At 60.7% G+C, this 23,438-nt stretch carries 22 protein-coding genes; 13 read left to right on the forward strand and 9 right to left on the reverse strand.

Translation table 11 applies throughout. From position 1 onward, the window contains the following. Positions 1–11: 11 nt before the first annotated feature. Positions 12–2,462, reverse strand: a complete 2,451-nt coding sequence (locus Q7W83_RS06260; RefSeq protein ID WP_473655801.1) for a penicillin acylase family protein — start codon at positions 2,460–2,462, stop codon at positions 12–14. A gap of 276 nt (positions 2,463–2,738) precedes the next feature. Between Q7W83_RS06260 and Q7W83_RS06265 the strand changes: the two genes are divergently transcribed. Further along, entirely contained in the window at positions 2,739–3,296 is a 558-nt protein-coding gene (locus tag Q7W83_RS06265) for a cysteine hydrolase family protein (protein WP_150639896.1), read from the forward strand. A gap of 176 nt (positions 3,297–3,472) precedes the next feature. Here the strand turns inward: Q7W83_RS06265 and Q7W83_RS06270 are convergent, their stop codons facing one another. Genes Q7W83_RS06270 through Q7W83_RS06285 form a run of 4 tightly spaced genes read right to left on the reverse strand, consistent with a single transcriptional unit; the run spans position 3,473 to position 5,199 of the window. Continuing rightward, on the reverse strand, positions 3,473–3,682 hold the full coding sequence (locus Q7W83_RS06270) for an SEC-C metal-binding domain-containing protein (RefSeq protein WP_007906737.1): 210 nt from the start codon (positions 3,680–3,682) through the stop codon (positions 3,473–3,475). Next, a complete protein-coding gene (locus tag Q7W83_RS06275; RefSeq protein WP_017336798.1) occupies positions 3,679–4,173 on the reverse strand; it encodes an LEA/WHy family protein in 495 nt (164 codons plus the stop codon). The genes Q7W83_RS06270 and Q7W83_RS06275 overlap by 4 nt, the downstream gene beginning before the upstream one ends. A gap of 47 nt (positions 4,174–4,220) precedes the next feature. Next, positions 4,221–4,697 carry a YchJ family protein gene (locus Q7W83_RS06280; RefSeq protein WP_473655802.1) on the reverse strand — a complete coding sequence of 159 codons (477 nt, stop codon included), beginning with the start codon at positions 4,695–4,697 and terminating at the stop codon, positions 4,221–4,223. Positions 4,698–4,701: 4 nt separating this feature from the next. Then, entirely contained in the window at positions 4,702–5,199 is a 498-nt protein-coding gene (locus Q7W83_RS06285) for a DUF6231 family protein (protein WP_473655803.1), read from the reverse strand. A gap of 190 nt (positions 5,200–5,389) precedes the next feature. On the opposite strand from Q7W83_RS06285, the gene Q7W83_RS06290 reads away from it, so the two are divergent. The 4 genes from Q7W83_RS06290 (at position 5,390) to Q7W83_RS06305 (ending at position 8,063) form a co-directional block, all read left to right on the forward strand. After that, positions 5,390–6,085 carry a PA1041 family peptidoglycan-binding anchor lipoprotein gene (locus Q7W83_RS06290; RefSeq protein WP_150631011.1) on the forward strand — a complete coding sequence of 232 codons (696 nt, stop codon included), beginning with the start codon at positions 5,390–5,392 and terminating at the stop codon, positions 6,083–6,085. 89 nt (positions 6,086–6,174) lie between these two features. After that, entirely contained in the window at positions 6,175–6,885 is a 711-nt protein-coding gene (locus tag Q7W83_RS06295) for a PA1041 family peptidoglycan-binding anchor lipoprotein (RefSeq protein WP_150631010.1), read from the forward strand. Positions 6,886–7,033: 148 nt separating this feature from the next. Then, a complete protein-coding gene (locus Q7W83_RS06300; protein ID WP_150631009.1) occupies positions 7,034–7,312 on the forward strand; it encodes a DUF1145 domain-containing protein in 279 nt (92 codons plus the stop codon). Beyond that, entirely contained in the window at positions 7,305–8,063 is a 759-nt protein-coding gene (locus tag Q7W83_RS06305) for a collagen-like protein (RefSeq protein ID WP_150639895.1), read from the forward strand. The genes Q7W83_RS06300 and Q7W83_RS06305 overlap by 8 nt, the downstream gene beginning before the upstream one ends. A 118-nt stretch (positions 8,064–8,181) precedes the next feature. Here Q7W83_RS06305 and Q7W83_RS06310 read toward each other — a convergent pair whose 3' ends face one another. Further along, complete coding sequence (locus Q7W83_RS06310) at positions 8,182–8,646, reverse strand: CopD family protein (RefSeq protein ID WP_150631007.1); 465 nt, start codon at positions 8,644–8,646, stop codon at positions 8,182–8,184. A 99-nt stretch (positions 8,647–8,745) separates the two neighbouring features. On the opposite strand from Q7W83_RS06310, the gene dinG reads away from it, so the two are divergent. The 5 genes from dinG to pdxH all read left to right on the forward strand — a co-directional run bounded on the left by dinG (position 8,746) and on the right by pdxH (position 16,769). Next, complete coding sequence (gene dinG, locus Q7W83_RS06315) at positions 8,746–10,890, forward strand: ATP-dependent DNA helicase DinG (RefSeq protein ID WP_017336806.1); 2,145 nt, start codon at positions 8,746–8,748, stop codon at positions 10,888–10,890. A gap of 95 nt (positions 10,891–10,985) precedes the next feature. Next, entirely contained in the window at positions 10,986–13,496 is a 2,511-nt protein-coding gene (locus tag Q7W83_RS06320) for a beta-galactosidase (protein ID WP_473655804.1), read from the forward strand. A gap of 249 nt (positions 13,497–13,745) precedes the next feature. Beyond that, a complete protein-coding gene (locus Q7W83_RS06325) occupies positions 13,746–14,891 on the forward strand; it encodes a serine hydrolase domain-containing protein (protein ID WP_150631005.1) in 1,146 nt (381 codons plus the stop codon). Between the two features lie 114 nt (positions 14,892–15,005). Continuing rightward, positions 15,006–16,097 (forward strand): OmpA family protein, encoded by a 1,092-nt coding sequence (locus Q7W83_RS06330; RefSeq protein WP_473655805.1) that lies wholly within the window; start codon positions 15,006–15,008, stop codon positions 16,095–16,097. A gap of 24 nt (positions 16,098–16,121) precedes the next feature. Next, on the forward strand, positions 16,122–16,769 hold the full coding sequence (gene pdxH / locus Q7W83_RS06335; protein ID WP_473655806.1) for a pyridoxamine 5'-phosphate oxidase: 648 nt from the start codon (positions 16,122–16,124) through the stop codon (positions 16,767–16,769). Between the two features lie 5 nt (positions 16,770–16,774). Here pdxH and Q7W83_RS06340 read toward each other — a convergent pair whose 3' ends face one another. Beyond that, positions 16,775–17,011 carry a hypothetical protein gene (locus Q7W83_RS06340; RefSeq protein WP_150631002.1) on the reverse strand — a complete coding sequence of 79 codons (237 nt, stop codon included), beginning with the start codon at positions 17,009–17,011 and terminating at the stop codon, positions 16,775–16,777. Between the two features lie 167 nt (positions 17,012–17,178). Between Q7W83_RS06340 and Q7W83_RS06345 the strand changes: the two genes are divergently transcribed. Further along, positions 17,179–17,643, forward strand: coding sequence for an outer membrane lipoprotein (locus Q7W83_RS06345; RefSeq protein WP_150631001.1), 465 nt, complete (start codon positions 17,179–17,181; stop codon positions 17,641–17,643). Positions 17,644–18,040: 397 nt separating this feature from the next. Beyond that, positions 18,041–19,060 (forward strand): RHS repeat-associated core domain-containing protein, encoded by a 1,020-nt coding sequence (locus Q7W83_RS06350; protein ID WP_473655807.1) that lies wholly within the window; start codon positions 18,041–18,043, stop codon positions 19,058–19,060. A 94-nt stretch (positions 19,061–19,154) separates the two neighbouring features. Here the strand turns inward: Q7W83_RS06350 and nhaA are convergent, their stop codons facing one another. Continuing rightward, positions 19,155–20,345: a Na+/H+ antiporter NhaA gene (gene nhaA / locus Q7W83_RS06355; RefSeq protein ID WP_150630999.1), complete on the reverse strand. Its 1,191-nt coding sequence runs from the start codon at positions 20,343–20,345 to the stop codon at positions 19,155–19,157. 236 nt (positions 20,346–20,581) lie between these two features. On the opposite strand from nhaA, the gene Q7W83_RS06360 reads away from it, so the two are divergent. Next, positions 20,582–21,679 (forward strand): PLP-dependent cysteine synthase family protein, encoded by a 1,098-nt coding sequence (locus Q7W83_RS06360; RefSeq protein ID WP_191623664.1) that lies wholly within the window; start codon positions 20,582–20,584, stop codon positions 21,677–21,679. Positions 21,680–21,821: 142 nt separating this feature from the next. Here the strand turns inward: Q7W83_RS06360 and Q7W83_RS06365 are convergent, their stop codons facing one another. Beyond that, positions 21,822–23,435 carry an NAD(P)/FAD-dependent oxidoreductase gene (locus tag Q7W83_RS06365; RefSeq protein ID WP_150653725.1) on the reverse strand — a complete coding sequence of 538 codons (1,614 nt, stop codon included), beginning with the start codon at positions 23,433–23,435 and terminating at the stop codon, positions 21,822–21,824. Between the last annotated feature and the right edge of the window lie 3 nt (positions 23,436–23,438).

Genomic DNA, 23,438 nt, shown 5'->3' on the forward strand with positions numbered 1-23,438 from the left:
TGCGGCGATTGTTACTTGCCAGGCGTCAGCGTCAACCGCTTGGTCCCGTACACCTTGTCGAAGTTCTGCGGCTGCATCGGCAAACTCACGTATTGCCCCTTGAGCCACGGATCGACGCTGTCGAGGTAGTTCCGGCTGGCCGGGTTGCCGGATTGGCCAGTGCCGATCTGGCCCATCAGCGGTTCGGCCTGGCCGAAATCGACGATGAAGCGCATGGCCGGTGCCTGCGTGGTGTTGAAGTCCTGGCCCCAGGCGAACGCCGCAGTGTTCAGCGTGGTGTGATCGCCGCCGGCCGCGAGCGGGCCGCGCACGGTCTGGCCACTGGCGTTCTTCCATTCATAGCGGTGCAGTTTGCCCCACTGCCAGGCTTTGTGATCGCCACCCAACTGGCTGTCGCCGGCGGTCATGGCGGCTGCAAGGCTGCGTGCGAGAATCGCCGGCTTATCCTCTTTCTGCGGCGTGCGCGCGTCATCCCAGAACGGGCTGTCTTCACGACCCAGCAGGTGATCGGCCTGGGCTGCGTAGGACAACTTACCGTTGGCGATAAAGGCTTTCCACGCGGGACTGCTTTCCGGACCCAGTTCGTCGAGGAAGGTTTGCTTGGCGCTTTCCTGCAGGAACAGCTCGTAAATCGCCGCGTCAGCGGAGGTCGCGGCGAGTTTGCCGTCGAACGCCATCAGGCGGGTAAACGCTTCACGCGCCTTGCCGCGATCAGCCACCGGCAGGGTTTCAATGGCTTGCTTGAGCGGCTGGGCCATGCCCGGCGCGGCAAACATCTTCTTCAGTTTGGCGGCGAACGTGGTGGTCTGATCGTATTGCATGGCAATCACACTGCGCGTGTCGTGTTTGCCCACACCGGCCAATTCCGCCATGCGCTCGCCACGCTCCGGTGCCGACCAGGAATTGGACAGCTGCATGCCATAGCCATGGGGAATGACCCGCTGGTTGGCGGTGCCGAGCCAGCCTTGCGCCGGGTCCTGATCGTACGGGTGCAGCATCGGGTCGGCGTAACCGTCCCAGTCGTAACGACCTTCCCAACCCGGCGACGGCAGCAGGCCTTCGCCTTCGCGGCGATTCGGGTAACGACCGGTGACTTGCCAGCCAATATTGCTGGCGTCGGCGAAGACCAGGTTCAGCGTGATCGCGCGGATTTCACGGCTGGCGTCCGAGGCTTTTTCCACGGTCTGCGCACGGGACAGGTCGAAAAACGCGTCCAGCGATTTGTCATCGGTGAAGTTCGGTGTCTGCAACGCCAGACCCAAGCCGTTGCTCAGTGCCGTGCCTTTGGCGCTATTGAGCAGCGGGCCGTGGCGGGTTTCGTACACCGCTTCGCGAATCGGCCGCTGGCCTTTGACGAAGTAGGTTTCGTTGCGAACGATGGCCGGCTGCCATTTGCCGCTGACTTCATAGGAAAGCCCGTTGCCCTGGCGTTGGATTTTTTCCAGGAACAGGTCCTGGTTGTCGCCCATGACCGAGGTCATGCTCCACGCCACTTTGCCGTTGAAACCGCCCAGCACCATCGGCAAACCGGCGATGGTCACGCCCGACGCCTGATATTTCGGTGTACGAATCTGCACGTAACTGAACAACGACGGCACGCCCAGCGGCCCATGGCTGTCGCTGGCCAGCAGGCTTTTGCCGCTGCGGCTGCGTTGCGGGGAGATTGCCCAGTTGTTCGATGAGGTGGTGCCCAGCAGATTCAGGTCGGACAGTTGACTGGTGGCCTTGCTGATTTCGGCGAGCCCTGGAATCGCTCCGTTGAGCTTGAGGCCCTGAAGTTTTTCGGCTTCGGCCACCGGCAGTTTTTCGTCGGGAGCAGACGGCGTCAGCCACGCGAGTTTGTCGGTGGTGACCGATTGGGCGAGCACCAGCGAGGAAATCTCCTCGGGCAGGTTCGCCGATTGGCTGAAGTTCAGCAGGCAGAAAATCAGCGCCGAATCTTCCGGTTTCCAGTATTCGGGTTTGTAGCCGGTGGCAGCGAGGTCGGCTGGCAACTTGTCGCGGTAGCGGAACAGGTAGGCGTTGACCCCGCGGGCATAGACTTCGAAGAAGCGTTTGAGGCGCGGCGACGAGGCCTTGTACAGCTCGCCGGCGCTTTTCTTCAGGTTGACGGCGCGCATGTAACGGTCGGCGTCCAGCAGGTCCGAGCCGGACATCTCCGACAACCGGCCTTGGGCCAGCAGGCGCAGGGTGACCATTTGTGTGATGCGGTCGCTCGCGTGCACGTAGCCGAGGGTGAATAAAGCGTCGTGGAAGGTACTGCTTTCGATCAACGGCATGCCCATGGCATTGCGGCGCACCGAAACGTTTTGCGCCAGACCTTTGAGCGGCTGCACGCCGATGGTCGGCGGGAGCGTGTCTTGAGCGTTCCAGGTCTGACAACCGGACAGGCTCAAAACACCGGCCACTGCTGCGGCAACGCCGAACCGGGGAAGAAAATGTGTAAGGGCTGGCGAGGCCATGGCAAAGCTCCTGCGGGGGTAGAGGCGCAATAAAGGCGCTACGTTAGAGAGCAGGAGGTGGCCGCGCAAGCGGGGTGTGGGGTTATTTCAGGATTTGTCTGTCGAACGAACAAAGAATGCGGCCTTCGCCGCCAGCGCATACGCTTTCACCGTCGCCGGTCAGTCGATTTAGCGCCTGGGCGTCAGGTCATCCTGTTTGCGATCGAGGGCTTGCCTGCAGGAGGAGCTGATGCTGAAGTGCGTGAAATCCAATGACCTTGCGTGAGAAAAGTCGGCATGGAGCTCAAGACCAACGCGGCACTGATCATCATCGATCAACAAAAAGGCATTTTGGAGCCCAGGTGCGGCCGACGAAACAATCCTCAGGCCGAGGTGCGGATTCTGGAACTACTGGGTTTTTGGCGTGAAACCGGGCGCCCGGTGATTCATGTGCAGCACCTTTCCCGTTCACCGGACTCGGTGTTCTGGCCGCAGCAATCGGGCGTGGAGTTTCAGGAGCGGTTCCAGCCACTGGCCGGTGAGCGACTGATTCAGAAACAGGTGCCGGATGCGTTTTGTGCGACGGCGCTGGAGGCGGGGCTGCGCGAGTCGGGGATCGATCAATTGGTCATCGTGGGCGTCGCGACCCACAACTCGGTAGAGTCCACGGCGCGAACGGCCGGTAATCTGGGGTTTGATACCTGGGTGGCGGAGGATGCGTGCTTCACGTTCGACAAGGCGGATTACTTTGGTAATGCCCGTTCTGCCGAAGACGTGCATGCCATGTCGCTGGGGAATTTGCAGGGGGAATATGCAACGGTCGTCAGCACGGTGCAGGTATTGAACGCAAACTGAAAAGCCCGTGCGTTAACTGATACATGGAGGGTGAACGTACGGCCGCCATCGCGGGCAAGCCCCCTCCCACAATTGATCCGCGTCAGGCACAGGTACTGTGTAGAAAGCGGTCCCTGTGGGAGCGGGCTTGCCCGCGATAGCGATTCAACAGGCGAAGAATTTTTTCGCCCGAAGCATCAAGCGCCGTGGCACTTCTTGAATTTCTTGCCGTTGCCGCACGGGCAAGGGTCGTTGCGGCCGACGTCCTTCAGGGCGTTGCGCACCGGCTCTTGGTGAGCGTGGCCGCAGTTCGGGCCGTGGACATGGCCATGGTCGTGATCATGGTGGTCGTGATGGTCATGATCGTGGTTGCAGTCAGGGCCATGGACGTGGGGTTGCTGGGTCATCGGGTGTGCTCCGGAATTAAATCGGCGGGGATTATCACGCCTTTGCGCGCCAGGTGCACGTAATGCGCGATGAACACACCGGTTTCCAGCTCACCTTCAAGACGATAAGGGATGGGTTGCTCGGGTTTTTTCAACAGTTTCACCAGATCCCGCACCTTCGGCCACAGGTTGGTGCGGATCGGCACTTTGAAATACGCGCTGCGCCTGGGGCTGACCGTAAACCAGTGTTCGTGCTCGCCTTCGGTCAGCAGCATGTCGCCCAGGTGAATCCGGTATTCGAGGCCGCGTACCGTCAAGTCGCTGTCACGAGGGTTGTCGACGCGGAAGAACAACAGGAAGCGTTGCTCCATCAGTTTCGCCCGGACTACTTCGACCTTGACCAGGTGCACTTGAGGTTCCGGCTCATCGTCGCTGAACCAGGACGCACAGCCGCCAAGCCCGAGAAACAGGAGCAGGGTGAGCAGAAAAAGCGCGAATCGCCGGGTGATCATGGTTGTGTTTCTCCCTTGATCCCCAGTCTAGCCCTTCACGGATCACCTTAACTGGTGAAATACCCCGCACAACACTTCTTGAACTTCTGCCCGCTGGCACACGGGCAGGCGTCGTTGCGCCCGGCCTTGAGGGGCACGGTAGGGTCGATGAAGTACCAGTGGCCGGCGTTCTGCACGAACGATGAGCGCTCGCGGTGGCTGTGTTCGCCACTGCCGTCATGCCAGCGCGCTGTGAAGGTGACGAAGGCGTGTTCCGGTTGACCGCCGAACACCTCGGAGCTTTCCACTTCCAGGCCGAGCCAGGTGCTTTGCGCGCTCCAGTCGCTGATGGACTGACGATCAAGGCCGGACTGCTGTGCGGGCAGGGTGGTCGCTACCAGATAATCGATCAGGCCCAACACATAAGCGCTGTAGCGCGAACGCATCAACGCTTCGGCACAAGGCGCCGGATGCCCGGCATGGTAATGACCGCAGCAGGCGTCGAGCAGGGTGCCGCTGCCGCAAGGGCAAATGGATGTACTCATTGCGTTACCACCAGTATTTCCCGAAGTTTTCCGGATTGGCCCAGAACCGTGAGTTGAGCCAGTCGGGGACTTGTTTGTAGTCAAGCAGGTCGTAGGTGAACAGGGTCAGTACTTGCTCCTCGCGCTGGAAACGTTCGCTGGCTTGCAGGGCCAGGGAGAAAAAATCGGTTTCCTGCCAGCCACTGGCCAGCAAATCCGCCAGCACCGCAATGCGACTGGCATTGAGATTGCGGATGCCGCCGAGCAAATTCAGGCCATCGCGTTTGGGCAAGTGTTCGAGGCAATCGACCACCAGCGCCAGATCAAACCGGCGCGCTGCCAGTTCGGCCGGCAACGGGCCGGGCGCGGCGTGGGCGACGCAGGTGTCCGGGTGCGCGAGCCTGAACGCCTCAAGCGCCGGGAACTCACTGGCGCCGATCAGCAACAGGCGTGGCGGGGCATAACGATCCAGCAAAGCGGCCAGCGCTTGCTGGGGCGTGCGCGAAGAAATACCTGCAATCATCGAAAATCCTCAATCAGAGCGCCAAGACTAGCCTGCCCGAAGGTCCAGATATAGAGCGCCATAGCGCCAAAAGTGTCGATCAGCCGTGAACACTGGACAAAAACTGCAATGGCCTATTGCTGGCGGAGATGAAAACTCGGGTCTTTACTCCCTGAATCGGTTCTAAGCCGATCCCTCAGGAGAAAACTAGATGAGCATAGTTCGGACAGCATTACCCTTGGTTCTGCTAACCAGTGTGTTGACTGGTTGCGCAGGTTTGCAGAAAACCGACTGGCCGACCTGTGCGGCAGTCGGTGGTGTAGTCGGTGCAGGCCTCGGCGCGACCGAGAGTTCGGCATGGGCGGGGTATGGCGCGTTGGCAGTCGGCGGTTTGGCCGCAGCCTATTGCTGGGTTCACGGTGATGGCGACGAAGACGGCGATGGCGTGCCGGACAGTCGCGACAAGTGCCCGGGTACGCCTAGAGGCGTGCAGGTCGATGCCGATGGTTGCCCACCACCAATTCCTGCGCCAGTGGTTGAAGAGGTGGTTGTGGTCAAGGAAGAAGTCATTGTCATCCGCGATGTTCACTTCCAGTTCGACAAAGCCACACTCACCCCTTCTGATAAAGACGTACTCAACAAAATCGCCACGCGCCTGAAACAGGAATCTACTACCGCTCAGTTGAGCGTGACCGGTCACACCGACAGCGTGGGCAGTGATGCCTACAACCAGAAACTGTCGGATCGCCGCGCTCACTCGGTTGTGGACTACCTCGTCCAGAGTGGTGTGCCACGCAACAGCTTCGTGTCTGTGAGCGGTGCCGGTGAAAGCCAGCCGGTAGCCGATAACAAAACCGCTGACGGCCGTGCATTGAACCGTCGCACGGAAATCAAAATCAACCGCTAACCCCCCATACTCCGCGGCTTGTGCAGTCGCGGATGCGGGTCTTTACTCCTGTGTAACCGGCATCGGCCGGTAACACAGGAGTTTTCACCATGAGCGTTCTCACACGGACCGTCTTGCCGGTTCTGCTGCTGGGCAGCCTGTTGACCGGTTGCGCGACTCACAGCGATGGCACCGCCCCCCTCAATCAACGCACCTGGCCGATCTGCAGCGTCATCGGTGGCCTGGTCGGTGGAGGCTTGGGCGCTATCGAAAGTAGCGGTTGGGCGGCCGGTGGAGCGGCGCTTGGTATCTTGACAGGTGGCCTGATCTGTTACGCCCAGGACGGCGACGAAGACGAAGATGGGGTCTTCGATCGACGTGATCGCTGCCCGGATACACCGGCTAATACCCCGGTCGAACATCATGGTTGTCCACTGCCGCAGTACCCCGCCAGCGTGAAGCCTGCCGAATCCGAAGTCATCACCCTGAGCGATGCGGGCGACGTGTTGTTTGCCTTCAACAAATCCGACCTGACGCCCTCGATGCAAAGTCACCTGGATGCGCTGATGCCCACCCTGCAAAGCGCCGACGTGGTCAGCATCAAAGTGATCGGTCATACCGACAGCGTGGGTTCCGACGCCTATAACCAGGCACTCTCGGAACGACGCGCCAGCAGTGTCGCGGCTTACTTGCTGGGCATGGGCCTGGCGCCGAACAAACTCACCAGCGAAGGCCGGGGCGAAAGCCAGCCCGTGGCCGATAACGAAACAGAAGAAGGCCGCGCGAAAAACCGTCGCGTGGAATTGCACATCAATCGCTGAGCCCCGTAATAGAGCCGTCGGTCCATGATTGCAGTGGCGCCGACGGCCATTCGGCGGCGCTCATGAAGAATTTTCCGTTGCCCTCTGGCTTATCCCGCGTGGAAGCCGTTACTGTGCGTGCAAAGAATAATTCTCAACGGGGGAGCGTATGAAGGTGTTTTGGGGGTTGGGGAAGCTGTTGACCCTGCTGTTCTGGCTAGTGGTGCTGGTCAATCTGATGACGCCCTTTGTCCATCCGCTGCACCTGTTGGTCAATCTGGCCGGTGGTCTGTTGGCGTGCCTTCATTTGCTTGAGGCGGTGTTCTGTTTCCGCAGTCTCAGAGGTCGCGCCCACCCTTGGCGTGATCGCTTGAGCGTTCTTTTTTTCGGTGTTTTCCACCTGCAAACCATTCCGGCTCCTGCCGTACCGAAGGCTTCCCATGCGTAAACTCTGTCTGCTCGCTGCACTCGTCAGCCCCTTCGCCTGTGCCCAAGTGGTCAGCGTCGAAACGAACTCGCTGATGCGCTTGCCCAATACCGCCAGCACCTTGCAGCTGGAACGCCTGGAAGTGGCCGATTACGGCACGTTGTTGATTCCCTCGAATGTGACCGAAGTCATCGTCGGCGAATTGCACCTGGGGCGTGAAGCGCGTATCGCCATCGTGCCCGGCGAAACAGCGCTGGAATTGAAGGTCAGCCGTGCCCAATTGTCCGAAGGCAGCCAGATCACCGCTCGCGGCGCGCCGGGGACCTACCTCAAGGCGGCCCGCTCGGGACGCAACCTGAATGTGCAGATCAAGGCACTGAACGCACCGGAGTTGTTGGTAGACGCACGCGGTGGTGCAGGGGCGCCGGGGTTTGTCGGACTCGACGGCGCCAACGGCCAGGCGCCGGGTTGCACCTGGGGCCAGGCCGGTCGCGGGGCAGATGGCAGCAATGGCAGCGACGGTCAGCCGGGTGCGCCGGGTGCGCTGGTCAGGCTTGAAGTGCCGCGTGACTATCCGGCGGAGCAGATCAAAGTTCAGGTCGCCGGCGGCGCGGGTGGTTTGGCCGGTCCTGGCGGTAAGCCGGGGGCGGGCGGCAAGGCCAAGGGGTGCTTTGTCTACAAGGCCGATGGCGGCAAGAGCGGCAAGCCTGGCGTTGACGGCCAGCCGGGGCCTGCGGGTGCGGCGGGTTCGGTGACGGTTCAAAGGTTGTAAGTAGTTTCGGAACATTTCGTCGTCTGATCGATTGCCATCGCGAGCAGGCTCGCTCCCACAGGGATCACACCAGTCACTGTGGGGGCTAGCCGGCTCCGGTCGGCGTTCCAACGAGGTTTTAGAACATCGGCCGCGCCGCTGCAATCGCCACTAGCACCAGCCCCACAATCAAATTAATCCCCACCAATTTGCGAATCTTCCCCAGCACCGCCGCACCCGTCGGCCAATCCTGCGCCGTCACCGCCGTGCGCAGTTCCGGCAACAGCAACGCCTGTATCCGGATAAACAGCGCGGTCATCACCACGTACAACCCCATCATCACCTGCACATAACGCGGCGCCGTTTCAAAACCGGCGTATTGCAGATGGATCATGCCGACACCGCTGATCGGCAGCAGTACCACCGCCACCCAGACCCAGCGGAAAAAACCTTGAAACACTTCCACCCACAGCTTCAACCGGGCAGGGCCTTCCAGCGCCTTCATCGCGGCGGGCCGCAAGACCATCCAGGCGAAAAACATGCCGCCGACCCACACCAGGGCGGACAGCACATGCAGGGTGTAAACGATGCCAAAAGGTGTCATTGAGGTACTCCGTTCTGCGCGGGATTAATTAGCGCGGTATGATAGCCGCCGAACCGAACCACTGAAAATTTATCCAGCGTTTTTTGCGCCCGACAATCCATGATCAGCACTGAACTCAAAACCACGATCCAGGGCGCCTACTCGCGTTTTCTCGAAGCCAAGAGCCTCAAGCCGCGCTACGGCCAACGCCTGATGATCGCTGAAATTGCCAAAGTCCTCGGTGACATCGACACCGACGACGAAGGCCGGCGCAGTGGCGACCCCGCGATTGTCGCGGTGGAAGCCGGCACCGGTACTGGCAAGACCGTGGCCTACAGCCTGGCGGCCATTCCGACCGCGAAGGCCGCCGGCAAACGCCTGGTGATTGCCACGGCCACCGTGGCCCTGCAAGAGCAGATCGTCTACAAGGATTTGCCCGACCTGATGCGCAACAGCGGGCTGAATTTCAGCTTCGCCCTGGCCAAGGGGCGCGGGCGCTACATGTGCCTGTCCAAGCTCGACATGTTGCTCCAGGAAGGTCACGCGCAAACCGCCACCGCGCAGCTGTTCGAAGAAGAAGGCTTCAAGATCGAGGTCGATGAGGCCAGTCAGAAGCTGTTCACCAGCATGATCGAGAAACTCGCCGGCAATAAATGGGACGGCGACCGCGACAGTTGGTCCACCGCGCTGGAAGACGCCGACTGGGCGCGCCTGACCACCGATCACAGCCAGTGCACCAACCGTCATTGCCCGAACTTCGGCCAGTGCGCTTTCTACAAGGCCCGCGAAGGCATGGGCAAGGTCGACGTGATCGTCACCAACCACGACATGGTCCTTGCGGATCTGGCATTGGGCGGTGGTGCGGTTCTGCCGGACCCGCGCGACACCATCTACGTGTTCGACGAAGGTCACCACCTGCCGGACAAGGCCATCGGCCACTTCGCTCATTACACGCGTCTGCGTTCCACCGCCGACTGGCTCGAAACCACCGCCAAGAACCTCACCAAATTGCTCGCCCAGCACCCGCTGCCGGGCGATCTGGGCAAGTTGATCGAGCAGGTGCCGGAACTGGCCCGTGAGATCAAGACCCAGCAACAGTTCATGTTCAGCGCCTGCGAACAGGTCGCCGATTTCAAACCCGGCGAAGACGTCGAAGGTCGCGAGCGGCCGCGTCACCGTTTCGTCGGCGGGGTAATTCCCGAGCACATGCGCGAAATGGGCGTCGAGCTGAAGAAAGGCTTTGCCCGCCTCACCGACTTATTCACGCGGCTCACCGAACTGCTCAAGGAGGGCATGGACGGCGAGGTCAACATCGGCATCGCCAGCAACCAGGCCGAAGAGTGGTATCCGCTGTTTGGCAGCTTGTTGTCGCGCTCGTCGGGCAACTGGGAATTGTGGGTCGCATTCACCGCCGAAGACCCGGAAGACAACCCGCCCATGGCCCGCTGGCTGACCCTGGCCGAAAGCGGCTCGCTGTTCGACATCGAGGTCAACGCCAGCCCGATCCTCGCGGCGGAAATGCTTCGGCGCAACCTGTGGAACGTTGCTTATGGCGCACTGGTGACCTCGGCGACCCTGACCGCACTCGGCACCTTCGACCGTTTCCGCATGCGCGCCGGCCTGCCGAAAAAAGCCGTGACCGCCGTGGTCCCGAGCCCGTTCCATCATGCTGACGCCGGTGTGCTGCGAGTGCCGGACCTGAAAGCCGACCCGCGTGATGCGCCGGCGCACACCGCCGCGATCATCCGAGACCTGCCGCAACTGGTCGAAGGTTCCCGCGGCACGCTGGTGTTGTTTTCCTCGCGCAAGCAGATGCAGGACGTGTTCGACGGCCTCGACCGCGACTGGCGCAAACAAGTGTTCATTCAAGGCAACCTGTCAAAACAGGAAACCCTGAACAAGCATAAGGCGCGAGTCGATGGCGGCGATTCCAGCGTGCTGTTCGGCCTCGCGAGTTTCGCCGAAGGGGTCGATTTGCCTGGTGCGTACTGCGAGCACGTGGTCATCGCGAAGATTCCGTTCTCGGTGCCCGATGATCCGGTCGAAGCGGCACTGGCCGAATGGATCGAAGCCCGGGGCGGCAATCCGTTCATGGAGATCTCTGTGCCGGACGCCTCGCTGAAGCTGGTCCAGGCTTGCGGGCGCTTGCTGCGGACCGAAGAAGACCGCGGCACCATCACCTTGCTCGACCGGCGCCTGGTCACCCAGCGTTATGGCAAAGCCATCCTCAATGCGCTGCCGCCATTCCGTCGAGAAATTTCCTGATACATCGGTGGGCAAATTTGCCCGCCGTGTTGTCTATCTCTCTGCCATCGCTTTTCCATTGGCCCATTGAGGTCGTTAGGGAGAATTTCGTTCTCATGATCCGCCGTTCGTTGCCTGCTGTTTTTGCCTTGTTGTTCACAACACCCGTGCTCGCTGCTCCAGCAGCCCAGCAGACGTTGTTCAACTTTGTGCGCCCCGCCGACGTGGTTCAGGTGGCGACTCAGGACGCCAGCCTGCCGCAATCCAATGCCGAGCAAACAGCCGAGGGCGAAGTGCTGCGTCGGGTGACGTTCAACCCGGTGGCGCAGCCAACCCTGCGTCTGACGCCTCAAACCGGTGCCTGGGACTGGTCGCAATCCGGCGTGATGAGCCTGCGGATCCAGAGCGCAATGAACTGGGCCGTGACCCTCTACGTGAAAATCCAGAGCAACGATGGCAAGACGCTGGTCAGTCGCGTCGACCTGCCGGCCGGTCCTGCGCAGACGCTGCTGGTGCCATTGGTCGCCACTTCGCCGCTGAGCCAGGGCATGAAGGCGGGCCCGCCGATGCCCATGACCGTCGACGGTCAACGCATCCTGTTGGCCAGCAGCACCGGTGAACTGGAACGCAGTCAGGTGGTGTCGGTGACCTTGTCGATGGATCAGCCGAAAGTCGCCCAAAGCATCCTGCTGGAACGCTTTGGCGTGCAGGATGGCGAAGCTGTGACTCAGGCCGTTTATGGCGGGCTGGTGGATGCTTTCGGGCAATCGACTCGAGCCAAATGGCCAGAAAAGGTCAGCAGCGACGAGCAACTGAAAAGCGCCGCCGCCAAGGAGCAGCAGCAGACCAAAACCTGGTTGGCCGACCGCGAGAAGGCGTCGCTGGACAAGTTCGGAGGTTGGAACAAAGGCCCGGCGTTCAAGGCCAGCGGCTTTTTCCGCACCGAGAAACGTGACGGTCGCTGGTACCTGGTGACTCCGCAAGGCCATCCGTTTTACTCGCTCGGGGTCAACACCGTTGCCCCGGACGTCAACCAGACCTACATCGCCGGTCGCGAATGGATGTTCGAATCGCTGCCAAAACCCGACGAGCCACTGGCCAGTCACTTTGGCGAAGGCGACAACCGTGGCGGTAACGGCGTCGATCAGGGGCGTGCCTATAACGCCGGTCGTTGGTACGACTTCTATGGTGCCAACCTGCAGCGCCTGTATGGCGCCCCTTGCACACTCGGCAGCGACACCAAGGCCGGTGTCGCCGAAGCGGCCAAGGCCGACGCGGTTGAGGCGACGGTCGAGAAGGCTGCCGAGCAACCCGTGGTTCCTTCCACCGCCGAAGCCGGTGTTGCCGAAGCCGCCAAGACTGGCGCAGAGCAAGCAACGGTCGCGAAAGCGGCCGAGCAGAAACCCGCCGAGCCCTGCACAGCGGTGATTGATGAACAACGCTGGGCCAGCCACACCCTGGATCGCTTGCAAGCCTGGGGGTTCAACACCGTCGGCAACTGGAGCGCCCCGGCTCTGGCCAACGCTGATCGCGTGCCCTACACCTTGCCGCTGTCGATCGTCGGCGATTACGCCAGTATCAGCACGGGCACCGACTGGTGGGGCGGCATGCCTGACCCGTTCGACCCGCGTTTCGCCATGGCCACCGAACGCGCCGTGGCCATCGCCGCCCGCGATCATCGCGACGATCCGTGGCTGATCGGTTACTTCGCCGACAACGAACTGGCCTGGGCCGGTCCCGGTGACGACCCGAAAGCCCGCTACGCGCTGGCCTACGGCACCTTGAAAATGACCACCGACGTGCCGGCCAAACGCGCGTTCCTCAAGCAATTGCGCGACAAGTACCGCAATCAGGCAGGCCTGTCCAAAGCCTGGGGCATCGACTTGCCGGCCTGGGAATTGATGGAAGACCCGGGTTTCGTACCGCCGCTGCCAAGCGCTGAGCACCCGGAAATCGAGGCCGACTTCAAGTATTTCCAGAAGGTCTTCGCTGACACGTACTTCAAAACCATTTCCGACTCGCTCAAGTGGCACGCGCCGAATCAGCTATTGCTGGGCGGCCGTTTTGCCGTCAGCACCCCGGAAGCCGTGGAATCCTGTGCGCAGTATTGCGACGTGTTGAGCTTCAACATGTATACCCTGCAACCGCAGGACGGCTACGATTTCGCCAAGCTGCGCAGCCTGGACAAGCCGGTGCTGATCACCGAATTCAACTTCGGCTCGGCCGATCGCGGCCCGTTCTGGGGCGGCGTGACGCAATTGGCGAAGGAAGAAGACCGTGGCCCGGCGTACGCCAACTTCCTGAAACAGGCACTGAGCGAGCCGTCGATTGTCGGCGTGCACTGGTTCCAGTACCTCGATCAACCGGTGACCGGCCGTCTGCTGGATGGTGAAAACGGCCACTTTGGTCTGGTGGGTACTACCGATCTGCCGTTCCAAGGCTTTGTCGACAGTGTGCGCAAGAGCAACCTGGCGGCCGTTGATCAGTTAGGTAAAGAGGCCGAGAAGGCCAAGGCTGCGGCAGACAAAGCCAGTCACGATGCCGAGGGTGGGAGAAAAGCTGAAGCCGGCAAAGGCCCGGGGAAGGGCACCGGGCAGGCGGGTGGGCACTCCGGGAATGGTCATTAAGGCCTGAGACCGCGTCATCGTTCATCGCTGGCAAGCCAGCTCCCACAAGGATTGAAGTTGCCGCAAAAATCGGCGGACAACCGGAACCCGTGGGAGCTGGCTTGCCAGCGATGGCGGCCTGACGGACACCAGAAAATACTGATCATATCCATGGGCAAACCGACCGCCCGGCCCAACCCTGTTCCCAAAACCATCAATGGCTGGAACAATGCGGGCCACTTTGTAGAGCTTTGTCCGAGGGAGTAGCGGGTGCAGATTCAGGGTCATTACGAGCTTAAGTTCGAAGCGGTTCGCGAGGCGTTCGCGGCGTTGTTCGACGATCCCCAGGAACGTGGCGCCGCGCTGTGCATCCAGATCGGCGGCGAAACCGTTGTCGACCTTTGGTCCGGTACCGCCGACAAGGATGGCCTTGAGGCTTGGCACAGCGACACCATCGCCAACCTGTTTTCCTGCACCAAGACCTTCACCGCCGTCACTGCCCTGCAACTGGTCGCCGAAGGCAAGCTGCAACTGGATGCACCGGTGGCCCGCTACTGGCCTGAATTCGCCGCCGCCGGCAAGGAGTCCGTCACTCTGCGTCAACTGCTCTGCCATCAGGCCGGCCTGCCGGCGTTGCGTGAGTTGCTGGCCCCGGAAGCGCTTTACGACTGGCAAACCATGGTCGATGCACTGGCCGCCGAATCGCCTTGGTGGACGCCGGGCACTGGTCACGGTTATGCCGCGATCACCTATGGCTGGCTGGTCGGTGAGTTACTGCGCCGTGCCGACGGACGTGGGCCGGGCGAGTCCATCGTGGCCCGGGTCGCCAAACCGTTGGGCCTGGACTTTCACGTCGGTCTGGCGGATGAAGAATTCCATCGAGTGGCGCACATCGCCCGCGGCAAGGGCAACGTCGGCGATGCTGCCGCCCAGCGCCTGCTGCAAGTGACGATGCGCGAACCGACGGCCATGACCACGCGGGCCTTCACCAACCCGCCGTCGGTCCTGACCAGCACCAACAAACCCGAGTGGCGGCGCATGCAACAACCTGCGGCCAATGGCCACGGCAATGCCCGCAGCCTGGCCGGGTTCTATGCCGGTCTGCTCGACGGCAGCCTGCTGGAAAGCGAGATGCTCGAGGAGCTCACCCGCGAACACAGCCTCGGCGAGGACAAGACTTTACTGACCCGGACCCGTTTCGGGCTGGGTTGCATGCTCGATCAACCGGACGTCCCCAACGCCACTTACGGCCTCGGCCCACGTGCTTTCGGCCATCCGGGGGCGGGCGGTTCCATCGGTTTTGCTGACCCGGAGCACGATGTCGCCTTCGGTTTTGTGACAAATACACTAGGGCCTTACGTCTTGATGGATCCGCGCGCGCAAAAGCTCGCACGGGTACTGGCCACTTGTCTGTAAAACGCGCTTACGGGTTCCAGGGCCGGAACCCGAAGGCCTTTATGTTTTCCAAGCGTCTATTTATCCGGGTCATGCCGGCCTGATTTTTTATGACTTCATTTTTGTGGATATCCAATGTCATTCAATAAAACCACCCTCGCTTTGGCCCTGTGTGTCGCTGTTACCGGTTGTGCGCAGACTCCACAAAATGATTCGGATGGCAGCAGCTGGTGGCCGTTCGGGTCCTCCGACAAAGTCGCGGCAAAAGAGCCGGCGCCGGCACCAGCACCTGTGAAACCAGTCGCTGCGGCCCCGGTGGCCAAGGCTGAAAGCTCCAACCCTTGGTACTGGCCGTTCGGTTTCGAGGAGGTTCTGGACAAGAAGCCAGAGGTAAAACCTGAAGCCAAACCGGTCGAAGTGGCCAAGGCTGAAGCCGAGGCTGGTGGCAAGTGGTGGTGGCCGTTTGGCGGCAAAGAGCAGAGCACGGCCAAAGTCGTGCCGATGCCGGACCCTAAAGTCACTCAGGCCTGGCTCGACGATTACGAACCGCGCCTGCGCACCGCGATCAAGGACAGCAACCTGCAACTCGAGCGTCGTGAAAATGTGTTGGTGGTGACCGCGCCGGTAGAAGGCTCGTTCAACCCCGACCGTCCGGCCATGTTGCTGCCGGTAACCCTGGGGCCGTTCACTCGCGTGGCGAAAATCCTCGAAGTCGATCCGAAGACTGCCGTGCTGGTCTTGGGCCACAGCGATACCTCGGGCGCCGCACCGGCCAACGTGAAACTGAGTCAGGAACGCGCACAAGCCGTGGCGGCGATTTTCCGTCTCAGCGGTTTGCAGCGTGATCGCCTGATGCTGCGCGGCATGGGCGGCGAAGCCCCGCGTGCAGCGAACGACAGCAATGAAGGCCGTGCCTTGAACCGTCGCGTTGAACTGTTGGTGACTCCGCAAAACACCATGGTCGCGCTGCTGAGCAAATACAACATGCCAGCCCCGGCGCCGGTAAAAATGGTTGCAGCGCAGGACGTCAAGCCAGTGGCCAAGCCGGTCACGCCTGCACCTGCCGCCAAGAAAGCCAATGTGCCTGCCGCGAAAAAAGCGCCGGCCAAGAAAGCCGCCGCCAAGAAGGCCCCGGCCAAAACTGCGACGCCGGCCAAGAAGACCGCGCCGGCCAAAGCCGCAACAGCTGACAAGAAAGTCGCTGCCGCCGATGCTGTGAAAAAGTGATTCGTTAACCAAAAGGAATGCGCCATGACCCAGGGCCTGGCTGATATGCGTCGCGACTACACCCGAGATGGCCTGACCGAGGCACAAGCCCCGACCGAGCCGTTCGCGCTGTTCCATCAGTGGTTTGCCGACGCGGTGAAAACCGAGCAGGCGCCGGTGGAGGCTAACGCCATGACCCTGGCGACCGTCGATCAGGACGGTCGACCGCATTGCCGCATTCTGCTGCTCAAGGGGCTGGACGCGCAGGGCTTCACGTTTTTCACCAACTATGACAGCGCCAAGGGTCAGCATCTGGCCGCGAATCCGTTCGCGGCCATGACCTTTTTCTGGCCGGCTCTGGAGCGCCAGGTGCGTATCGAAGGTCGGGTGGTGAAGGTCACGCCTGAAGAGTCCGACGCCTATTTTCAGGTCCGGCCATTGGGCAGCCGTCTCGGTGCCTGGGCTTCACCGCAAAGCCGCGTGATCGCCGATCGCGCCGAACTGGAAGCGCTGCTCAAGAACACCGAGCAACGTTTCAGCGATACACAGCCTCATTGCCCTGAGCATTGGGGCGGTTATCGCCTGTTACCTGAGCGCATCGAATTCTGGCAGGGCCGTTCGAGCCGCCTGCACGATCGCCTCAACTACCGCTCGCAGGACGCCGACTGGATTCTTGAACGTCTGGCACCCTAAGCAGTCTACCGACCGGGATAGCCTGCCGCAGCGGCCTCAAGCCACTGTTGCAGGTCCCGACGCTTGATCTTCTGCGCTTGAGCGTTCGCCAGTTGCTGGAGCATGTAGGCTTTTTTGTGCTCATCGCTTCCCGCCAGAGCTAACGCCAGATCGCGGTCCATCCAGCGTTTGATCCGTACGTACAACCACCCGTGGAAGTACAGGCCGGCGACAGTGGTGACGACAATGATGAAGTAATCCATGAAAATCCTTGGGCCAGTGGCGCAGATCTCGTATTTGTCGCTACTGTGTGTTGAGTGTGAAGAGGCCCCTGTACCGGGCCTGAATCAAACCAATATTATCCGGGCAACGTCGTGACACGCGTCAAGCTGCGGAGTTTAATGGCTACCTGTCCTTTGGAGTTGATGCTATGCGTAAGTCTGTTCTGCTGGTTGCTTCCTTTTCTACCATGGCGATGTTGCTCACTGGCTGCCAATCGAGCTTGACCGGTGACTCCTATTCCCGTGACGAAGCGCGTCGTGTGCAGACCGTTCGCATGGGCACCATCGAATCCCTGCGTCCGGTGAAAATCGAAGGCACCAAAACCCCGATCGGCGGCCTCGCCGGTGCAGCGGTGGGCGGCGTTGGTGGTAGCGCCATCGGCGGCGGTCGCGGCAGCATCGTCGCAGCGGTCATCGGCGCCGTTGCCGGCGGCCTGCTGGGTTCGGCCACCGAAGAAGGCCTGACCCGCACTCAAGGTGTGGAAATCACCGTTCGCGAAGACGACGGCAGCATGCGCGCCTACGTGCAGCAGGTTCAGGAAAATGAAGTGTTCCGTGTGGGCGAGCGGGTGCGGATTGCTACTGTTGATGGTACGAGCCGCGTTTCGCACTAAGCGGAGTGGTAACAAGGAAAACCCCGATCAGGTGACTGGTCGGGGTTTTTATTTGGTTCTTCATGGCGTTTCGAAGGAATACAGAAACGCCGATTTGATCGGGTGCATATCCGTTTCTGCGGTTACGGCTGCTGACAGTTCCGCTTTTGCAGCGGGTCACTTGGAAAAACGGAACGCCGCCCGGCCCCGAACCTGGCAAATCGTGGCTGCAGGACGGATCCTGAATGTCGTTAAGCGTGTTCTCTATCACTCAAGATGGCCGCGCGGTGCGCTTGCGACTCGCGGCCTTCGTCACCGCATAACCGATTAATGCCGCGCTATCAGTTCTGTTAGTAGGCAGCTTCGGTGAATCGCGTAATAGTCGAACAACTACAACGGATGGTTAGCGGGGTGAATCATGCCGCCAAAACGTGCAACGTTGCTCTGCCGCTATCAGTACGATCCATTGGATCGCTTAACCACATGCACACTGTCGGTCGCCCAAGGCGTTCAGCGATTCTATCTGGAGAATCGCTTGGTCACGGAGGTTGAAGGCCAATTGCAGTGGTCAATCTTCCAGTACCAGGATCAGTTGCTGGGGCAACTTGCGCGTTACAACGGAGCAGTCGGTGCCACTTTGCTTGCCACCGATCAACAGCGCTCGGCGTTGAATGCACTTGGCGCAAAGCGGCAATCGAATTCGTTCGCCTACTCCCCGTATGGCCACCGACTGTTGGATGGCGGGTTGCCGGGATTGCCGGGTTTTACCGGTGAAAAGCCGGACCCGGTGACCGGACACTATTTACTGGGCAATGGCTACCGGGGGTTCAACCCGGTCTTGATGCGGTTCAATAGCCCGGATAGTTTGAGCCCGTTTGGCGAGGGTGGGATGAATGCATACGCCTATTGCTCGGGCGATCCAGTGAATCGCGAGGATCGTACGGGACATGTTTGGGGATTTTTGAAGAAACCGCTTAGAGCCTTAGGCTTTAAAATAAAATCGAAGGGGCCGCCGGTTTCAATGCCAAAGTCTTCCGTTACTCAGGTTGGGGAGCCACATCGGATTTTAGAACAAGCCGGGTTGCTCACAGAGCCAATTGCTCCCACGCCATTTCCTCATGGGATTAGCGTTCGAGACGTCCCCCATTTACAGATACGATTAAAAGAAGTCGCCTATAACAACGCTAGATCTTCGAGTGCGAGATCCTCACACACTATTACGGTTGCGAATGAGCGAGGAGAGTTTGTTGCAAACTATCCAATTAGTGATAGGGACCGAATTCTAATTAAATTGTCGATTTCAACATTCCCTCCCCCGTCCACTCTCTTGGAAAAGTCAGAGGTTCTCAGGGGGAAGTCAGCGTTTATCAGGAAGCTGGTTTGGCGTGACCAACAGTTTCCGCCAGGCTGGACTTTCCAGCGCTTGGAGGATCTGTAATTGAGTTGTTTTCCCCATACTTTTCATCCGTTGGCAGCCCTTTGACAGGGCTGCCCGATGGTTATAAGTGGGGATAAAGGGGCAAGCTTCCCTGTTATGCGTTTTGCCCGGCAATACTCTTGCGACTCGCCGCCGCCGTCACCGCATAGCCAATCAACGCTGCCAGTATCGAACCGGTCAAAATCCCCATCCGGTCCATCCCGGCGTACTCACTGGCGCCCGGCACAAACGCCAGGGAACCGACAAACAAACTCATGGTGAAACCAATCCCGCAGAGGATTGCCACGCCCAGCACCTGGCCCCAATTGGCGCCTTGGGGCAGGGCGGCGATGCCGATTTTCACGGCCAGCCAGGTCAGGCCGAACACGCCAAGCGTCTTGCCCAGCAGCAGGCCGACCGCGATACCCATCGGTACGTGATGGGTGAAGCTTTCGACGGTCACGCCGCTCAGGGACAGGCCGGCGTTGGCGAAGGCAAATAGCGGCAGGATGCCGTAGGCCACCCACGGGTGCAGTGCGTGTTCCAGCGTCAGCAGCGGCGACGGTTCGGCGTTTTTCGTGCGCAGCGGGATGCAGAAGGCCAGGGTTACGCCGGCCAGCGTGGCGTGGACACCACTCTTGAGCACGCACACCCACAGGATCAAACCGATGATCATGTACGGCCCGAGCTTGACCACGCCGAGCCGGTTCATCGCGATCAGCGCCACGATGCAGGCCGCCGCGAGCGCCAGGGACAGGGTCGACAGGGTGCCAGAATAGAAGATCGCGATGACGATGATGGCGCCGAGGTCGTCGATGATTGCCAGGGTCATCAGGAACAGCTTCAGCGACACCGGCACGCGTTTGCCCAGCAGGGCCAGGACGCCGAGGGCGAAGGCGATGTCGGTGGCCATCGGGATGGCCCAGCCGGCGAGCGCAGCCGGATTGTCACGGTTGAAGAACCAGTAGACCAGCGCCGGCACGACCATGCCGCCAATCGCCGCGGCACCGGGCAGGACCACTTGTGAAGGCTTCGACAGTTGACCGTCGAGGACTTCGCGCTTCACTTCCAGGCCGATCAGCAGGAAGAACAAGGCCATCAGGCCGTCGTTGATCCACAGCAGTGCCGGTTTGGCGATTTGCAGCGCGCCGACCTGAGCCACCACAGGGGTGTCCAGAAAGCTGCTGTAGAGCCACGACAGCGGGGAGTTGTTGATGATCAAAGCCAGGGCTGCTGCGGCGATCAGTAACAGACCGCTGGCAGCTTCCAACTGAAAGAAACGCGTGAAAGTGCTACGCAGAGGCAAGGTCGCTCTCCATCGAATAATCAAAAAGGTGGCACACCCTAACCCGTACCGTTAGTTGTTAAAACAAAAGTTATATTCTTTTTTGTTATATGCCGTTACAGCGCGAAAGGTCGGCACGGACCTGAGCCTAGCAGTTGTCGGACGTATTGAACCTCAGCTGTATCTGTGCGGGATGTCGGATTTTTCCTAAGCTTGTGGGCTGAGCCTTGTGACAAGGCCGACTCAACGAGAAAACCATCATGAGCGACAACCGACAGTGGGCCCGGGAAGCCATCCGGATCATCGAGGCGGATTTCCAGCGCAGCGCCGACACCCACCTGATTCCTTTGCCGCTGCCGGGGTTGCCGGGCATCGAGTTGTATTTCAAGGATGAGTCGAGCCACCCCACGGGCAGCCTGAAACATCGCCTGGCGCGTTCGTTGTTCCTCTATGCGTTGTGTAACGGCTGGCTCAAACCCGGTGCGCCGGTGATCGAGGCGTCCAGCGGTTCGACGGCGATTTCCGAGGCGTACTTCGCCCGTTTGCTGGGCCTGCCGTTTATTGCGGTGATGCCGGCCAGCACCTCCAAAGAGAAGATCGCGCAAATCGAGTTCTACGGTGGCAAGAGCCATCTGGTTGACGACCCGACGCAGATCTACGCCGAATCCGAGCGCCTGGCGCGCGAGCACGACGGGCACTTCATCGATCAGTTCACCTACGCCGAGCGCGCCACCGACTGGCGGGCGAACAACAACATTGCCGAATCGATCTTCCATCAGATGCGCTTCGAGCAGCACCCCGAGCCGAGCTGGCTGATTTCCAGCCCAGGCACCGGCGGCACCACCGCGACCCTCGGCCGTTACGTGCGTTATCGCCAGCATTGCACCCGCGTGCTGTGTGCCGATGCCGAGCGTTCGGTGTTTTTCGATTACTACCTGACTGGCGATGCCAGCCTGCGCCTGGATCACGGTTCGCGGATCGAAGGCATCGGTCGGCCACGGGTCGAGGCATCGTTCCTCCCGAAGGTGATTGATGCGATGGTCAAGGTGCCGGACGCTCTGTCACTGGCTGCCATGCACTACCTGGCGCAACGCTTGGGACGGCGTGTGGGCGGGTCGAGCGGGACGAATCTGATCGGCGCGTTGATGGCGGCCCAACAGATGGTGGCAGCAGGGGAAGCGGGGTCGATCGTGGCGATTCTGTGCGATGGCGGCGAGCGATATGAGACGAGTTATTACGATCAGGCTTGGCTCAAGGCTCAAGGGTATGAGTTGAGTGGGTTGATGGATAGCGTGGCGGCGAGTGTCGAGCGGGGTGAGCCATTGCCGGCGACCGTGCTGCGCGCCAATATCTAGATCGTTCAGACGCTGAAATCCTTGTGGGAGCCGGGCTTGCCCGCGATGACGGATTCAAATTCAACGGAGATGTTGACTGATCCACCGCCATCGCGGGCAAGCCCGCTCCCACAGGGTTCTGCATTGTTTCAGAAATTGCCCGTCAGGCTTCGAGGCCGAGGATGTCGCGAGCGACGGCTTCGGCAATGCGAATCCCGTCCACCCCTGCCGACAGAATCCCGCCCGCATAACCCGCGCCTTCACCCGCCGGGAACAAGCCCTTCACGTTCAAACTCTGCATCGACTCGTTACGGGTAATCCGCAGCGGCGACGATGTACGCGTTTCGATCCCGGTCAACACCGCATCATGCAGCGAGTAGCCACGAATCTGCTTCTCGAACGCCGGCAAGGCTTCGCGAATCGCCTCAATGGCGAACGCCGGCAAGGCCAGCGCCAGATCACCCAGGGCAACACCAGGTTTGTAGGACGGTTCAACGCTGCCCAGCTCGGTGGACGGTTTGCCAGCAATGAAATCGCCAACAAGTTGCGCCGGCGCTTCGTAGTTGCTGCCGCCCAGCACAAAGGCGTGGGATTCCAGGCGTTCCTGCAACTCGATACCGGCCAGTGGGCCGCCCGGATAATCGACTTCCGGGGTGATGCCGACGACGATTCCGGAGTTGGCGTTACGCTCGTTCCGCGAGTACTGGCTCATGCCGTTGGTGACCACGCGGCCCGGCTCGGAGGTGGCCGCTACCACCGTGCCGCCCGGGCACATGCAGAAGCTGTAGACCGAGCGACCGTTCTTGGCGTGGTGCACCAGTTTGTAGTCGGCGGCACCCAGTTTCGGGTGGCCGGCATACTTGCCGAGGCGCGCGCGGTCGATCAACGACTGCGGGTGTTCGATGCGGAAACCCACCGAGAACGGCTTGGCTTCCATGAATACGCCACGACCGTGGAGCATGCGGAAGGTGTCGCGGGCGCTGTGGCCGAGGGCCAGAATCACGTGTTTCGAATGGATCTGTTCGCCGCCGTTGAGCTCGACACCGACCAGTTGGCCGTCCTCGATCAACACGTCGGTGACGCGCTGCTGGAAGCGTACTTCGCCGCCGAGTGCGCGAATCTGCTCACGCATGTTTTCCACAACGCCGGTCAGACGGAACGTACCGATGTGCGGTTTGCTGACGTAGAGGATTTCTTCCGGCGCGCCCGCTTTGACGAATTCATGCAGGACTTTGCGACCGATGAATTTCGGGTCCTTGATCTGGCTGTAGAGCTTGCCATCGGAGAATGTCCCCGCGCCGCCCTCACCAAATTGCACGTTGGACTCGGGGTTGAGCACGCTTTTGCGCCACAGGCCCCAAGTGTCCTTGGTGCGCTGGCGCACTTCGGTGCCGCGCTCGAGGATGATCGGCTTGAAGCCCATCTGTGCCAGCAGCAGCCCGGCGAAAATCCCGCACGGACCGAAACCGACCACGACCGGGCGTTGCTGCAGATCAGCCGGCGCCTGGCCGACCACTTTGTAGCTGACATCCGGCGCCACGTTGACGTTTCGGTCGTCGGCGAACGTGTGCAGCAACGCCGCCTCATCCTTCGCCGTGAGGTCGATGGTGTAGATGAAGCACAGTTCGGAGGATTTTTTGCGCGCATCGTAGCTGCGCTTGAACAAGGTGAAATCGAGCAGGTCATCACTGGCGATGCCCAGGCGCTGCACGATGGCAGGGCGCAGGTCTTCTTCGGGATGGTCGATCGGCAGCTTGAGTTCAGTGATTCGTAACATGAC

The sequence above is a fragment of the Pseudomonas sp. 300 genome (assembly GCF_055803035.1).

Bases quoted from the DNA above. Each gene is read 5' to 3' on its own strand.
- Q7W83_RS06270 (WP_007906737.1), bottom strand. From the start codon at position 3,682: ATGACCCAGCAACCCCACGTCCATGGCCCTGACTGCAACCACGATCAT.
- Q7W83_RS06300 (WP_150631009.1), top strand. From the start codon at position 7,034: ATGAAGGTGTTTTGGGGGTTGGGGAAGCTGTTGACCCTGCTGTTCTGG.
- Q7W83_RS06280 (WP_473655802.1), bottom strand. From the start codon at position 4,697: ATGAGTACATCCATTTGCCCTTGCGGCAGCGGCACCCTGCTCGACGCC.
- Q7W83_RS06265 (WP_150639896.1), top strand. From the start codon at position 2,739: ATGGAGCTCAAGACCAACGCGGCACTGATCATCATCGATCAACAAAAA.
- Q7W83_RS06285 (WP_473655803.1), bottom strand. From the start codon at position 5,199: ATGATTGCAGGTATTTCTTCGCGCACGCCCCAGCAAGCGCTGGCCGCT.
- Q7W83_RS06275 (WP_017336798.1), bottom strand. From the start codon at position 4,173: ATGATCACCCGGCGATTCGCGCTTTTTCTGCTCACCCTGCTCCTGTTT.
- Q7W83_RS06345 (WP_150631001.1), top strand. From the start codon at position 17,179: ATGCGTAAGTCTGTTCTGCTGGTTGCTTCCTTTTCTACCATGGCGATG.
- pdxH (WP_473655806.1), top strand. From the start codon at position 16,122: ATGACCCAGGGCCTGGCTGATATGCGTCGCGACTACACCCGAGATGGC.
- Q7W83_RS06295 (WP_150631010.1), top strand. From the start codon at position 6,175: ATGAGCGTTCTCACACGGACCGTCTTGCCGGTTCTGCTGCTGGGCAGC.
- dinG (WP_017336806.1), top strand. From the start codon at position 8,746: ATGATCAGCACTGAACTCAAAACCACGATCCAGGGCGCCTACTCGCGT.
- Q7W83_RS06290 (WP_150631011.1), top strand. From the start codon at position 5,390: ATGAGCATAGTTCGGACAGCATTACCCTTGGTTCTGCTAACCAGTGTG.
- Q7W83_RS06330 (WP_473655805.1), top strand. From the start codon at position 15,006: ATGTCATTCAATAAAACCACCCTCGCTTTGGCCCTGTGTGTCGCTGTT.
- Q7W83_RS06350 (WP_473655807.1), top strand. From the start codon at position 18,041: ATGCCGCCAAAACGTGCAACGTTGCTCTGCCGCTATCAGTACGATCCA.
- Q7W83_RS06365 (WP_150653725.1), bottom strand. From the start codon at position 23,435: ATGTTACGAATCACTGAACTCAAGCTGCCGATCGACCATCCCGAAGAA.
- Q7W83_RS06260 (WP_473655801.1), bottom strand. From the start codon at position 2,462: ATGGCCTCGCCAGCCCTTACACATTTTCTTCCCCGGTTCGGCGTTGCC.
- Q7W83_RS06310 (WP_150631007.1), bottom strand. From the start codon at position 8,646: ATGACACCTTTTGGCATCGTTTACACCCTGCATGTGCTGTCCGCCCTG.
- Q7W83_RS06305 (WP_150639895.1), top strand. From the start codon at position 7,305: ATGCGTAAACTCTGTCTGCTCGCTGCACTCGTCAGCCCCTTCGCCTGT.
- Q7W83_RS06340 (WP_150631002.1), bottom strand. From the start codon at position 17,011: ATGGATTACTTCATCATTGTCGTCACCACTGTCGCCGGCCTGTACTTC.
- Q7W83_RS06320 (WP_473655804.1), top strand. From the start codon at position 10,986: ATGATCCGCCGTTCGTTGCCTGCTGTTTTTGCCTTGTTGTTCACAACA.